This is a genomic window from Rhizomicrobium sp. (assembly GCF_056722145.1).
Genome location: NZ_JBWZET010000316.1, coordinates 1 through 11,590, shown reverse-complemented (window position 1 = coordinate 11,590; position 11,590 = coordinate 1). Strand labels below are relative to the sequence as shown.

The following is an 11,590-nucleotide window of genomic DNA, read 5'->3' as shown; positions in this document are numbered from 1 at the left end:
TTCCGCGTGATTTTCACGTCCAATCCGCAGGAATATGCCGGCGTCCACGACGCTCAGGATGCGCTTGGCGATCGCATCATCACCATCGATGTCGGCTATGCCGATCGCGATCTCGAAATCGCCATTGCCGCGGCCCGCTGCGGTCTTCCTGCTGCCCGTGTCGCGCCTGTGGTCGATGTGGTGCGCGAGTTTCGCGAGACCGGCGAGTACGAGCAGACGCCGACGCTGCGCGCCTCGGTGATGATCTGCCGCATCATGGCGCAGGAAAAGCTGCGGCCCGCGATCGACGACAGCCAGTTCGTGCAGGTCTGCATCGACATTCTAGGCTCCAAGACGGCGCTCAGCGGCAAAACGCGCGGCGGCCGGGCCGAACGCTACAAAATGCTGCTCAGTCTGATCGAACGCCACTGTCCCGGACGCCGCGTGGCGGGCCGGACGAACGCGTTGCGGGAGGAGAAACATGAACCTGACCAAACGCAAGGCGCCGCGGACGATGGCGAGCCTGGTAACGCTGCAGACCTTGGTGCGCGACGCCAAATCGAAGGAGCGCCATCAGGTCGCGAACCGGTTTGCGCGGCTCGAGAATGAACGTGCCCGGCTCGAACGCGAACGCAGCCTCTGGGACGTGCGGCTGAAGGCGACCGACCAGAAGCTCGTCAAGGTGCGCGAGGAAATCGACGTGTTGCGGCCGCTGCTCGACGCGACGCCGACCGAGAAAAGCGCAAGTCGCAGCGGCCATGCCAGCGGCCACGCCGCCGGACTTGCGGAAACGCGTGAGCACGCACCGGTGCGCAATCGAACCATCCAGCTTGGATATTGAGGAGGACATCATGACGGGTCGCGGTAAAGGCAGCGGACATCACGGCAAACCTGAATTCGACATCGGCGGCCTGTTCGGCAGCCTCGGCGAGGCGGTCGGGCTGCTGAGCAAATTGGCGGAGAGCGGCGGCGCCCATTCCGGCCAGGGCGAGTTCAACGTCAAGGGCCTCGGCGACAAAGCGCGCGGCGTCTACGGTTTCACCATCCGCACCGGCATCGGCGGCGATGCTGCGGCGACGGTGGAACGCTTCGGCAATGTTCATCCCAGCCGCGAAGGCTTCGTCGTCGACGAAGTGCGCGAACCTTTGGCCGACGTCTTCGACGAGAAGGACGACGTCGTGGTGACGGCCGAACTTCCCGGCGCCAAGGAGAGCGAGATCGCCGTCGAGATCAAGGGCGACATGCTGACGATCGAATCGAAGGGCGAACGCAGCTACGCCAAGGAAATCATGCTGCCGGTCGAAGTCGATGCCGCCAGCCTGACCCGCACCTACAACAACGGTGTGCTCGAGATTCGGATGCGGAAGAAGGCGAAAAAATGAACGCTCCTCCGCTCGCCGCCAGGGTCGCGCAGCGCTATCCCGCCGACCGCAAGGCCAAGGACACCGATACGGCCGAGGGCTGCTATCTCTACGCGATCCTGACCTGTCCCGAAGCGCGCGAGTTCAAGGCGCGCGGCATCGGCGAACGCGGCGATGTGGTGCGCACCGTGCCGTATCGCCGGCTGGCGGCGGCGGTCTCCGCTTCGCCTGTGATGGAGTACGACAGCAGCCGCCGCAACATGATGGCGCACACGGTCGTGCTCGAAGAGATCATGACCGAGTACGACATTCTGCCGGTCCGCTTCGGCACCATCGCCAGTGGCGATGCGGCAATCGTCGAGCGGCTGTTGGCGACGCGCTACGACGAGTTCGTGGCGCTGCTCGAGGAAATGCGCGGCCGGATCGAACTGGGACTGAAGGCGTTCTGGCATGACGGAGTTGCCTTCGAGGAGGTCGTGCGCGACAACGACAAGGTGCGCAAGTTGCGCGCCTCGCTGCAGGGGCGCACGCCCGAGGAGACCTATTACGAACGCATCGCGCTCGGGGAGGAGGTCGAGAAGGCGTTGAACGCCATCCGTGCGCGCGACGAAGAGGCGATCCTGTCGCGGCTCAGGCCGTTCTCGCACAAGACCAAGTCGAACAAGGTCATCAGCGACCGCATGGTGCTGAACGCCGCGTTCCTGATCGACCGGGCCAACGGCGCCGCCATGGACGAGGCGGTGAAGCGTCTCGACGCCGAATTCGGCGATCGGCTGATGTTCAAATATGTCGGGCCGGTGCCGCCCTACAATTTTGTCAGCATCGTCGTCAGCTGGGAGGACGGGGCATGACGATCCTCGGCCGTCTCGCTTCATTACCCGTCATGGGGCCGATCGATGGCGTTCTCTGGCTTGCGCGCACCGTGGCACAGCAAGTGGATGCCGAGCGCTGGGACGAAGGCAAGATCACGGGCGCGCTTGCCGAACTCGAGATCGATCTCGACATGGGCAAGATCGGCATCGACGAATACGAAGCGCGCGAGGCCGAACTGTTGGAGCGGTTGAAACAAATCCGGGAGGCAAAAAATGACGACTGACGTGAACCATCCGGAGCCGACAGCCTCCGGGCCCGTGTTTGCGGGACAGGATGAGAGCGCTGCCGTGCAGCACAGTCATCCCGCCGCGGCGGCGATTGCGGCGTGGGCGCGCGACGAACTGGCGGCGCTGACCGGTTGCCAGGTCGACAGCATCGCCGGGTTGGAAAAGATCGGCGATCATTGGCAGCTGTCGATCGTGGTGGTCGAACTCCATCGCATCCCGGCCTCGACCGATATTCTGGCGAATTACGAGGTCGCGCTCGACGAGGCCGGCGACATCATCAACTACCATCGCGGCGATCGCTATTTGCGCGGGCAGGTCGGCGACCATCTGTAGTGCCGCAAGCCGTGGGAGTTTGGGCATGGCCGTAGGACGGTTGGAACATTCGGTCGAAGGCACGGCACTGGCCGACATCCTCGACCGGATTCTCGACAAGGGCGTCGTAATCGCCGGCGATATCACGATTTCGCTGGTCGGCGTCGAGCTGCTCAATATCCGTCTGCGCCTGCTGATCGCCTCCGTCGATAAGGCGATCGAAATGGGCATCAACTGGTGGGAGAGCGATCCCTATCTCTCGACCCAGGCGAAGGTGACAGCGGAGGAGAACCGCCGGCTCCAGGAGCGGCTCGACCGCCTCGAATCCCTGATCGCCAATCCTCCCGTCGCGGAGCACCGTCCATGACCGCATCCGACAGCCGCACGCCGCTTTCGGTCTATGCCATCGTGCCAATGGAACCGGGGATTTTCGAGGCGGTGGAAGCGATCGTTGCATCGGTCCGGATGCGGATGATCGGCGAGAAGCCGTTTGCGGCGGTTGTCGGTCACGCGGTCGAAACGGCGGGGCAGGGTCGAGAAGTCTTGATGCCCCTGCTGTTGGCGCATCAGCGCCTGGTCGAGCGCATCCTGGCGGTGTCTCCCGTGCTGCCGGTGCGATTTGGCACGCAGGTGGCGGAGGAGGACGATGTCCATGCCATGCTGGTGAGCGGCGGTCCCGAGATCGCGGCCGCTTTCGACCGGGTGGCAGGCTGCGTCCAGATGGAAGTCGTCGCCAAATGGGACGCCGCGGCGATCTTGTCGGAAATCGCCAAGGAGGACGTCATCGTCGCCCTCAAGCGGCAATGGATGGAGCGGCCCGACGAGGCATTGCGCCTCGCCATCGGCGACCGCGTCAAGCAGGCCTTGGAGGCGCGGCGGACGGGTCTCGCCAATTCGCTGCTCGGGTCGCTGCGCACGCTTGCCGGCGATGCCATCGCTTATCCGCCGACGGACGATCGCATCGTATTGCAGGTGGCGCTGCTGGTGCCGACGGCGGATCTCGACGCCCTCGATGAACTGCTGGAAGAACTCGACGCCACCCATGGTGGGCGGATTTCGTTCCGCCTGATAGGTCCGCTGGCACCGTGCTGCTTTGCCACCATCGAAATGGAGATGATTGCGCCCACCGCCTTGGATGATGCGATGCACCTGCTGGCGGTCGCTCCCGGTGCCAGCCCGGCCGATCTGCGCCAAGCCTATCATCGCGCCGTCAAAGGGGTGCATCCCGATCTGACGGGCCCCAACGCCACCGGTCCCAGTCTCGAGCAATTGTCCGAGGCCTATCGCGTTTTATCGCTCTGTGCCGGCGCCGTGCACAGCGAGGCCCATCGCACCATCGTCGTCGCCGCCAAACGTCAGGAGCCCGCTTACGATGCCGCTGCCTGAGCTTGGCGCCAGCATTCAACCGCATGTCTACGTCTACGGGCTGGTCCGCGGCGATGGCGTGGCGGATTCGCCGGCTGGTATCGGCGGTGCGGCGGTTCGCATCGTAGCCGAAGGCGGTATTGGCGCACTGGCGAGTGAGCTGGCTGCCGGCCTCGATGTGGAAATGCGTGATCCCGATACCGCCAAGGCCGCGGTCTTGGCCCATCATGGCGTACTGCAGGCGGTCGTCGGACGGCAGACGGTGTTGCCGCTGCGGTTCGGAACCGTGTTCTGCGACGACGGCGGCATTCGAAGCGCGATCGCGGCGCATCGCGGATTTCTGGTGGAAGCGTTGCAGCGGCTCGATGGCAGCCGCGAATGGGGCGTGAAGATTTTCTGCGATCGCGACGTGCTGGGCGGCGGCATCGGCGCCGTCTCGCCGGCGCTTTCGGCGGCCGAAAAGGAATTGTCGGGTGCACCGCAGGGCAAGGCGTTTTTCCTGCGCCGCCGCATGGCGCAAATGCGCGAGCGGGAGATCGACCGCACCCTGGCGCACGACCTTGAGGATCTTCGCCGCTGCTTGCGTGAGCTGTCGCACGGTGAGGCCGCGATGAAACTGCAGGCGCCCGCCGTCACCGGTCGTTGCGACGAGATGGTGTGGAACGGCGCCTATCTGGTGATGCAGGCACAGGAGGCGCCGTTTTTCGAGCGGATCGAGGCGGTGATGAAAGCGCTCGAACCGCTCGGCTATCACTGCGACGTAACCGGACCATGGCCGCCGTTCAATTTTGCCGATTGCAGTCTCGAGGCGTGACATGAGCATTTGCTTGGGCGACGACGAACTCGATCTGGCCGACCTGCTCGATCGCGCCCTCAATAAGGGCGTCGTGTTGTGGGGCGAGGCGATGATATCGCTGGCCGGCGTCGATCTCGTCTATGTCGGCCTGAAGGTCTTGGTGGCGTCCTACGATACCGTCGCCAAATTCCAGCACCCCGCGGTCAAACCTTCCGAACACAGGGCGAACTAAGATGCTTTATGTCTATGGCGTCGTTGATGCGGCCAAATTTGCCGTCCTTCCGGGCGAAGGGCTCGATGCTGCCGATGTCATAGCGGTGTCGTGTGGGGAATTTGCGGCGGCCGTGAGTATGTCGCCCAGCGGCGTTTCGGCAAATGCGCAAAACGTGCGCTGCCACGAGCGGGTTTTGGAGCGGCTGATGGTGGCGCACACCGTGCTGCCGATGCGCTTTGGCACGTTCAGCGCCGATGTCGAGGCATTGTGGCAGCTGCTGACCCAGCGTGCCGCCGATATTCTTGCCGATTTGGCACGATTGCACGGCAAGGTCGAGATGGCGTTGCTGATCGCCGATGCGAGCGATGTCATCGATCAGCCGATGCCGCTGCGCGTCAGCGACGGCCGCGGCACGGCCTATCTGCAGCGCCGTCTGCAGCTCCATCGCCGCGAGAAGGCGCGCGCCAGCGAGGCGACCCGTCTGGCGTGCCTGCTGCGGCAAGGTCTGGCGCCGGTCGTCGATGGCGTCGATTGCACGCCGGCGGCGATTTCGGGCTATCGCGTGTCCTGCCTGATCGGGCGCAACCGCATCGCGCATTTCACGGCGGCACTGGAAAACTTCGCCGCCAGTCATCCACAATACCAGGCGTCGATGACCGGACCTTGGCCGCCTTATTCCTTCGTGACCGAGGCGCCGCCATGACCGCCGTGGCATTCCGCGCGGTTCCCGATCCCGAACGGACCGGCGATGATCTCGTCAAGCTGGTGCTGATCGTGGTCGATACCTTGCGCCAGCTGGTCGAGAAACAGGCGATCCGGCGCGTCGATTCCGGCCTGCTCAGCGAGGACGAAGTCGAACGTCTCGGCCTGGCGCTGATGGCGCTCGACGAGCGCATGGCGGACCTCAAATCGCATTTCAAGCTTACCGACGACGATATGGTTCTCAAGCTGGGCGGTTTCCGCGACCTGGCCAACGAGGCATGCCATGGATGACAAGAACGCGGCCGCACACCGACCCGACAGCGACAGATACGAGATCGTGCGCAAGGTCGCCGAGGCTCTGCCCAAGGATGTCGGCCGCGGCGTGGCCCGTCTCGATCCCGCCGACATGACCGAGCTCGGTATCGGTGCGGGCGATGTCGTCCGCATCATCGGCGAGCGCGAGACCGTCGCCAAAGTGATGCCGGCGTTTCCCGACGATCGCGGCAAGGCCATCGTGCAGATCGACGGCTTGACGCGTGACAACGCCAAAATCGCCCTGGGCGGTCGGGTGCGGCTGGAGGCGGCGGCGTATGCGCCGGCCGTCCGGGTGAAGCTGGCGCCGTCCGACAGCAGCGGTCGCAGCAAGGGCCGCGAGGATTACGTCGCCCGCCTCCTGGAAGGGCTCGTCATCACCGAAGGCGATCGCATTCGCGCCACCTTGATGGGAACGCGCACCCGCGATTTCACGGTGCTGAAAACGGTGCCGCAGGGCGCGGTGGCGATTCATCCTTCCACCACGATCGAGGTGACAGGGCAGCAGGCCGAGGGCGCGCGTCCGCAGCAGCGCATTGCCTATGAAGATGTCGGCGGCTTGCAGCGCGAACTCGGCTCGATCCGCGAGATGATCGAACTGCCGCTGCGCCATCCCGAGGTGTTCGAGCGTCTCGGCATCGATGCGCCCAAAGGCGTCTTGCTGTGCGGGCCGCCCGGTTGCGGCAAGACCCTGATCGCGCGCGCCGTCGCCAGCGAGACCGACGCCAAGTTCTTCGCCGTTTCCGGCCCCGAGATCATGCACAAATTCTACGGCGAGAGCGAAGCCCATCTGCGCAAGGTGTTCGATGAGGCGGGCACCGGTCCGGCGATCATCTTCCTCGACGAGATCGACGCCATCGCCCCCAAGCGCGCGGCACTCGGCAGCGAGCAGCAGGTCGAGCGGCGGGTGGTGTCGCAGCTTCTGACCCTGATGGATGGGCTCAAGGGGCGCGGCCAGGTCGTCGTCATCGGCGCCACCAACATTCCCGATGCGATCGATCCGGCGCTGCGCCGGCCCGGCCGTTTCGACCGCGAAATTTCCATCGGCGTACCCGACAAGCCCGGGCGTTTACAGATCCTGCAGGTGCATTCGCGCGGCATGCCGCTGGCCGATGACGTCAGCCTCGAGCATCTGGCGCAGGTCACCCACGGTTATGTCGGCGCCGATCTGCAATCGCTTTGCCGCGAGGCGGCGATGGCGCGGCTGCGCAAGACCTTCGCCGGATTCCATCTCGGTTTCGATGAAATCGCGGTCGAGGACCTCGAGAAAATGACGGTCGGCATGGCCAATTTCAAGGAAGCACTGGCGCTGATCGAGCCGTCGGCCATCCGCGAAGTGTTCACCGAAGTCGCCGACGTGCATTGGGACGACATCGGTGGTCTTGAAGACGTCAAGCGCGTCCTCAAGGAATCGATCGAATGGCCGGTGCGCTATCCCGAGCTGTTCAAGCGTGCCGGCATCGCGCCGCCCAAGGGCATCATGCTGTACGGTCCGCCCGGCGTCGGCAAAACGCTCCTCGCCAAGGCGGTGGCGACCGAGAGTGGTGCCAATTTCATTTCAGTCAAGGGGCCGGCGCTGATGAGCCGCTGGGTCGGCGAAACCGAGCGGGCGGTGCGCGAGCTGTTCCACAAGGCCAAGCTGGCGTCGCCCTGCATCATGTTCCTCGACGAGATCGACAGCATTGCGCCGGCGCGCGGCGGCATCGATGCGAGCGCGGTAACCGACCGCACCATCGCCCAGCTGCTGACCGAGATGGACGGCATTCAGGAATTGACCGGCGTCACCGTGCTGGCGGCGACCAACCGCAAGGACCTTGTCGATCCGGCGCTGCTGCGGGCCGGCCGCTTCGACTTCCTGCTCGAACTGCCGCGGCCCGATGCAGCAGCGCGGCTGGCGATCTTCAAGGTCCACAGCCGCGGCCGGCCGCTTAGCGAAGATGTCGATTTTGGCGCGCTTGCTGCCGATCCCAAGGTCGGCAGCAGTGGCGCCGATATCGAACTCGTCTGCCGCAATGCCTGTCTGGCGGCGGTGCGCGAATATCTGACCAAGGACGACCGTCCGGATCGGCCGCTGCGCGTTGGCATGGCGCATTTTCGGGCGGCGATCCGCGACAGCGCCGGTCAACGCTGAAGGATCATGCGGCGGCTGGTTCACATTCCGATCGTCCACGCCGAAGCCGACCTCGGCCCGGCGAGCGGTGCGGTCCGGCAGGCCTATCTCGAAAAGGGCGGCGAGGCCGCCTGGAACAACAGCCGCTCGGCGCTGGCGAGGTTCTGGCGCGCCATCGAGGCGGCGACCGGGCGGATAGCGATCGGCGATCCACCGCCGCGGCTCTACCAGGACGGTCTGCCGGTCTGCGGCTTCGAGGCCAGGATCGTCGCCGATCTCGCCGGGCAGGGCGGTGCCAACTATCGCATTCTCGCCAAGCTGGCAGCCCGCGGCGCCAGGATCGAAGGCACCGAGGACCCCGACCTGTTGCGCCAGGAGTACGAACTGATCATGGCCGGGTCGAAGGACGAGGCCGTCCTGCGCGATTTGTTGGAGCGGCGCGACGGCTTCATTGCGTTGCGCATCGACCGCACCCTTCAGCTCGGTGAAACCGGGTTGCTCTTCCTTGGCGCCTTGCATCGAGTCGTCGAGCGCCTTCCCCGAACGATTCATGTCTGCTCGTTGTCGGAATTCCTTCATGCCGCGGCGAAGGAATCGCCCTGACCCGTGTGCGGCTTTGCAGTCATGCGGTGCCTGCTCCGGCGCTTTTGGATAGGCTGGTAAACGGACGCAATCCGCTGGGGAAACAAAGGATTGGCACGTATTCATAGGTTTGGTAACGCAACCGTCATCGCCTTGGCCAGCAAATCGCCACAAAGTAGAGTACAAACAAACTTGCATTGGTATGGAGGGACGGGATGCTGCGATCGATGATCATCGGCTTGGCCATCGCGGCCCTGCTGCAGGTTGGCGTTCAGATTTTTTCGCCGGCGACGGGCCTTGAGTTCGCGTCGAAGCCGATCGACTGGGTCGCCGTCCAGGCCGACGCCGTGGCGCATCTGCTCGACCACGGCTTCACGCTGCTGGCGCGCTGAGAGCGAGACCAACCGGCCAATGCGTGCAGGTTGCAGGCGCGGTCGGGTTGCTTGTAACCGTATACGGATGAAACGGCCGCGGCGCGCGGGCTTGATAACCATTGTCAGGCGCGCCCGGTAATAGCCGTTCCAAATTGCCGCAAGCCCGCGACAAAACCTGCCAAATCCTGTCCGGCGGGTTGAGACCGCAGGCGGCGTGCCTAGAATCCGTGGCGGGGGGAATGAGCTAGACGATGCGTGGACATTTGCCGCCCTTATTCTCGAACGCGACCGGCTTCCTGCCGCTTTTGCCGCTGGAGGTGATTGCGCGCCGGTTGTTGTCCAATGCGATGGCGGCGCGGCCCTCGTTTGCGACGCGGCTCGGCGAGTATGCCGGGCGCACCTTCACGATCGATCCGGTCGATTGTCCGTTCGTCTTTCTGATCCGCCCTGAAAACGGCCGCACCGAGTTGAAGGTGGTGCGCCGCGCGCTGGCCCACGGCGATGCCCGCATTGCCGCGCCGCTGGTGGTGCTGATCGGCATGATCGACGGCACCTACGATGGCGACGCCCTGTTTTTCTCACGCGATCTGATGATCGAAGGCGATACCGAGGCGGTGCTGGCGCTGCGCAACGCCATCGAGAATGCCGAGCTTGATCCGTCCACCGTGCTCGGCCTGCCCAAGAGCCTGCAAGGCCCGGTCAATCGCGGCACGCGGATGCTGTTCGTGCAGTTGCGCCGCCTGCTCGATGCGCCCGAGGAATCCGGCCCCAACAGCGGAGCATTCGCATGACCACTCCGCTCGAACTCGTCTGCCCTGCGGGCACCCCGGCCGGTCTGAGGACCGCGGTCGATGCCGGCGCCCATTCGGTTTATTGCGGCTATCGCGACGAAACCAACGCGCGCAATTTTCCCGGCCTCAACTTCGACCGCGCCGAGATGCGCGATGCTGCCGCTTACACCCACGACCATGGCGCCAGGATTCTGATCGCACTCAACACCTTCATGCGCGCCGGTTCGACCGATCTGTGGAAGCGCGGTGTCGATGATGCGGTGGCGGCCGGCGCCGATGCGCTGATCCTCGCCGATGTCGGGCTCGTCGATTATGCCCGCAAGGCCCATCCCAAGCAGCGCCTGCATCTGTCGGTCCAGGCGGCAGCGGCGACGCCGGAAGCCATTGCCTTCTACCGCGACCGCTTCGGTATCTCCCGGGTGGTGCTGCCGCGCGTTTTGACGGTGGAAGAAATCGCCCGTCTCACCGCCCAGGCGGCGCCGTGCGAGGCCGAAGTGTTCGTGTTCGGCGGGTTATGCGTAATGGCGGAAGGGCGCTGCATGCTGTCGTCCTATGCCACCGGCAAGTCGCCCAACATGACCGGCGTGTGTTCGCCGCCGAGCCATGTCAGCTATCGCGAGGAATCGGATGCGCTGGTCGCCTGCGTCGGCGGTTTCACGGTGGAGCGGTTCGAGCGCGGCGAGCCCGCCGGCTATCCGACGCTGTGCAAAGGCCGTTTCGAGGCGCAGGGCGCGGTCAGCCATCTGTTCGAAGACCCGGTCAGCCTCAATGCGGTGGAGTTGCTGCCGCGGCTCGCGGAGATCGGCGTCACCGCCTTCAAGATCGAAGGGCGCCAGCGGGGCCGGGCTTATATTTCCACCGTGGTGCGCGCCTTCCGCGGGGCGATTGACACCATGGCGACCGGCGGCAAGCCCGATTTCGACGAGCTGCGTGCCCTTACCGAAGGCCAGCGCGAGACCACGGGCGCCTACAAGAAGGCTTGGCGATAGATGGCGGCACGACTTTCCCTGACGCTGGGGCCGGTGCTGTACAACTGGCCGAAGCCCCGCTGGGTCGATTTCTACAATCGTATCGCCGACGAGGCGCCGGTCGATCGCGTCTGCATCGGCGAAGTGGTGTGCTCCAAGCGCAAGCCGTTCATCGACGAGGTCATCCTCGACGTCGTCGACCGGCTCGAGCGCGGCGGCAAGGAAGTGGTTTATTCGACGCTGGCGCTGCCGACCAACAAGCGCGAGATCCGCGATATCGGCGACATGATCCAGGCCGGCTACACCATCGAGGCCAATGACATCGCCACCGTCCATCTGCTCGACAAGCGCAAGCATGTCGTCGGTCCGTTCATCAACATCTACAACGAGGACACGCTGGCGCTGCACCTGAAGCTCGGCGCCGCCACGATCTGCCTGCCGCCCGAACTGCCGTTCGAGTCGATCCGGATGATGGCGACGGGCAACAGCGCGGTGGAGGTGTTTGCGTTCGGTCGTCCGCCGCTGGCGCTGTCGGCCCGCTGCTACGCCGCGCGTCAGGCCAACATGGCCAAGGATTCCTGCCAGTTCGTGTGCGAGGCGCACAGCGATGGCAGGGACGTTTGC

17 protein-coding genes and 1 pseudogene are annotated in these 11,590 nt (G+C 64.8%); all 18 read left to right on the top strand.

The window, feature by feature from the left end; all coding sequences use genetic code 11:
- Positions 1-588: pseudogene (locus AC1P6P_RS16690) on the top strand (hypothetical protein); the annotation flags it as partial.
- On the top strand, positions 521-820 hold the full coding sequence (locus AC1P6P_RS16685) for a hypothetical protein (protein WP_481403576.1): 300 nt from the start codon (positions 521-523) through the stop codon (positions 818-820). The pseudogene AC1P6P_RS16690 and the gene AC1P6P_RS16685, both read left to right, overlap by 68 nt.
- A gap of 10 nt (positions 821-830) precedes the next feature.
- On the top strand, positions 831-1,361 hold the full coding sequence (locus AC1P6P_RS16680; protein ID WP_481403575.1) for an Hsp20/alpha crystallin family protein: 531 nt from the start codon (positions 831-833) through the stop codon (positions 1,359-1,361).
- Positions 1,358-2,191 (top strand): GvpL/GvpF family gas vesicle protein, encoded by an 834-nt coding sequence (locus tag AC1P6P_RS16675; protein ID WP_481403574.1) that lies wholly within the window; start codon positions 1,358-1,360, stop codon positions 2,189-2,191. Before AC1P6P_RS16680 ends, AC1P6P_RS16675 begins: the two co-directional genes overlap by 4 nt.
- Positions 2,188-2,436: a gas vesicle protein GvpG gene (locus tag AC1P6P_RS16670; RefSeq protein WP_481403573.1), complete on the top strand. Its 249-nt coding sequence runs from the start codon at positions 2,188-2,190 to the stop codon at positions 2,434-2,436. Before AC1P6P_RS16675 ends, AC1P6P_RS16670 begins: the two co-directional genes overlap by 4 nt.
- The gene (gene gvpO, locus AC1P6P_RS16665; protein ID WP_481403572.1) at positions 2,426-2,773 is read left to right on the top strand and encodes a gas vesicle protein GvpO; all 348 of its coding nucleotides are present in this window, start codon (positions 2,426-2,428) and stop codon (positions 2,771-2,773) included. Before AC1P6P_RS16670 ends, gvpO begins: the two co-directional genes overlap by 11 nt.
- A 25-nt stretch (positions 2,774-2,798) precedes the next feature.
- Complete coding sequence (locus AC1P6P_RS16660) at positions 2,799-3,119, top strand: gas vesicle protein (protein WP_481403571.1); 321 nt, start codon at positions 2,799-2,801, stop codon at positions 3,117-3,119.
- The gene (locus AC1P6P_RS16655) at positions 3,116-4,138 is read left to right on the top strand and encodes a GvpL/GvpF family gas vesicle protein (RefSeq protein WP_481403570.1); all 1,023 of its coding nucleotides are present in this window, start codon (positions 3,116-3,118) and stop codon (positions 4,136-4,138) included. The genes AC1P6P_RS16660 and AC1P6P_RS16655 overlap by 4 nt, the downstream gene beginning before the upstream one ends.
- The gene (locus AC1P6P_RS16650; protein WP_481403569.1) at positions 4,125-4,931 is read left to right on the top strand and encodes a GvpL/GvpF family gas vesicle protein; all 807 of its coding nucleotides are present in this window, start codon (positions 4,125-4,127) and stop codon (positions 4,929-4,931) included. The genes AC1P6P_RS16655 and AC1P6P_RS16650 overlap by 14 nt, the downstream gene beginning before the upstream one ends.
- 1 nt (position 4,932) lies before the next feature.
- Positions 4,933-5,145 carry a gas vesicle protein gene (locus tag AC1P6P_RS16645; protein WP_481403568.1) on the top strand — a complete coding sequence of 71 codons (213 nt, stop codon included), beginning with the start codon at positions 4,933-4,935 and terminating at the stop codon, positions 5,143-5,145.
- Between the two features lies 1 nt (position 5,146).
- Entirely contained in the window at positions 5,147-5,830 is a 684-nt protein-coding gene (locus tag AC1P6P_RS16640; RefSeq protein WP_481403567.1) for a GvpL/GvpF family gas vesicle protein, read from the top strand.
- Positions 5,827-6,120 (top strand): gas vesicle protein K, encoded by a 294-nt coding sequence (locus tag AC1P6P_RS16635; RefSeq protein WP_481403566.1) that lies wholly within the window; start codon positions 5,827-5,829, stop codon positions 6,118-6,120. The genes AC1P6P_RS16640 and AC1P6P_RS16635 overlap by 4 nt, the downstream gene beginning before the upstream one ends.
- Positions 6,113-8,272, top strand: coding sequence for a CDC48 family AAA ATPase (locus AC1P6P_RS16630; RefSeq protein ID WP_481403565.1), 2,160 nt, complete (start codon positions 6,113-6,115; stop codon positions 8,270-8,272). Before AC1P6P_RS16635 ends, AC1P6P_RS16630 begins: the two co-directional genes overlap by 8 nt.
- A 6-nt stretch (positions 8,273-8,278) precedes the next feature.
- Positions 8,279-8,854, top strand: coding sequence for a hypothetical protein (locus tag AC1P6P_RS16625; RefSeq protein ID WP_481403564.1), 576 nt, complete (start codon positions 8,279-8,281; stop codon positions 8,852-8,854).
- A 194-nt stretch (positions 8,855-9,048) separates the two neighbouring features.
- On the top strand, positions 9,049-9,225 hold the full coding sequence (locus AC1P6P_RS16620; protein WP_481403563.1) for a hypothetical protein: 177 nt from the start codon (positions 9,049-9,051) through the stop codon (positions 9,223-9,225).
- 233 nt (positions 9,226-9,458) lie between these two features.
- Complete coding sequence (gene ubiT, locus AC1P6P_RS16615; RefSeq protein WP_481403562.1) at positions 9,459-9,998, top strand: ubiquinone anaerobic biosynthesis accessory factor UbiT; 540 nt, start codon at positions 9,459-9,461, stop codon at positions 9,996-9,998.
- A complete protein-coding gene (gene ubiU, locus AC1P6P_RS16610) occupies positions 9,995-10,987 on the top strand; it encodes a ubiquinone anaerobic biosynthesis protein UbiU (RefSeq protein ID WP_481403561.1) in 993 nt (330 codons plus the stop codon). Before ubiT ends, ubiU begins: the two co-directional genes overlap by 4 nt.
- A partial coding sequence (locus AC1P6P_RS16605; RefSeq protein ID WP_481403560.1) for a U32 family peptidase occupies positions 10,988-11,590 on the top strand: 603 nt, incomplete at its 3' end.

Bases quoted from the DNA above. Each gene is read 5' to 3' on its own strand.
- AC1P6P_RS16680 (WP_481403575.1), top strand. From the start codon at position 831: ATGACGGGTCGCGGTAAAGGCAGCGGACATCACGGCAAACCTGAATTC.
- AC1P6P_RS16675 (WP_481403574.1), top strand. From the start codon at position 1,358: ATGAACGCTCCTCCGCTCGCCGCCAGGGTCGCGCAGCGCTATCCCGCC.
- AC1P6P_RS16670 (WP_481403573.1), top strand. From the start codon at position 2,188: ATGACGATCCTCGGCCGTCTCGCTTCATTACCCGTCATGGGGCCGATC.
- gvpO (WP_481403572.1), top strand. From the start codon at position 2,426: ATGACGACTGACGTGAACCATCCGGAGCCGACAGCCTCCGGGCCCGTG.
- AC1P6P_RS16660 (WP_481403571.1), top strand. From the start codon at position 2,799: ATGGCCGTAGGACGGTTGGAACATTCGGTCGAAGGCACGGCACTGGCC.
- AC1P6P_RS16655 (WP_481403570.1), top strand. From the start codon at position 3,116: ATGACCGCATCCGACAGCCGCACGCCGCTTTCGGTCTATGCCATCGTG.
- AC1P6P_RS16650 (WP_481403569.1), top strand. From the start codon at position 4,125: ATGCCGCTGCCTGAGCTTGGCGCCAGCATTCAACCGCATGTCTACGTC.
- AC1P6P_RS16645 (WP_481403568.1), top strand. From the start codon at position 4,933: ATGAGCATTTGCTTGGGCGACGACGAACTCGATCTGGCCGACCTGCTC.
- AC1P6P_RS16640 (WP_481403567.1), top strand. From the start codon at position 5,147: ATGCTTTATGTCTATGGCGTCGTTGATGCGGCCAAATTTGCCGTCCTT.
- AC1P6P_RS16635 (WP_481403566.1), top strand. From the start codon at position 5,827: ATGACCGCCGTGGCATTCCGCGCGGTTCCCGATCCCGAACGGACCGGC.
- AC1P6P_RS16630 (WP_481403565.1), top strand. From the start codon at position 6,113: ATGGATGACAAGAACGCGGCCGCACACCGACCCGACAGCGACAGATAC.
- AC1P6P_RS16625 (WP_481403564.1), top strand. From the start codon at position 8,279: ATGCGGCGGCTGGTTCACATTCCGATCGTCCACGCCGAAGCCGACCTC.
- AC1P6P_RS16620 (WP_481403563.1), top strand. From the start codon at position 9,049: ATGCTGCGATCGATGATCATCGGCTTGGCCATCGCGGCCCTGCTGCAG.
- ubiT (WP_481403562.1), top strand. From the start codon at position 9,459: ATGCGTGGACATTTGCCGCCCTTATTCTCGAACGCGACCGGCTTCCTG.
- ubiU (WP_481403561.1), top strand. From the start codon at position 9,995: ATGACCACTCCGCTCGAACTCGTCTGCCCTGCGGGCACCCCGGCCGGT.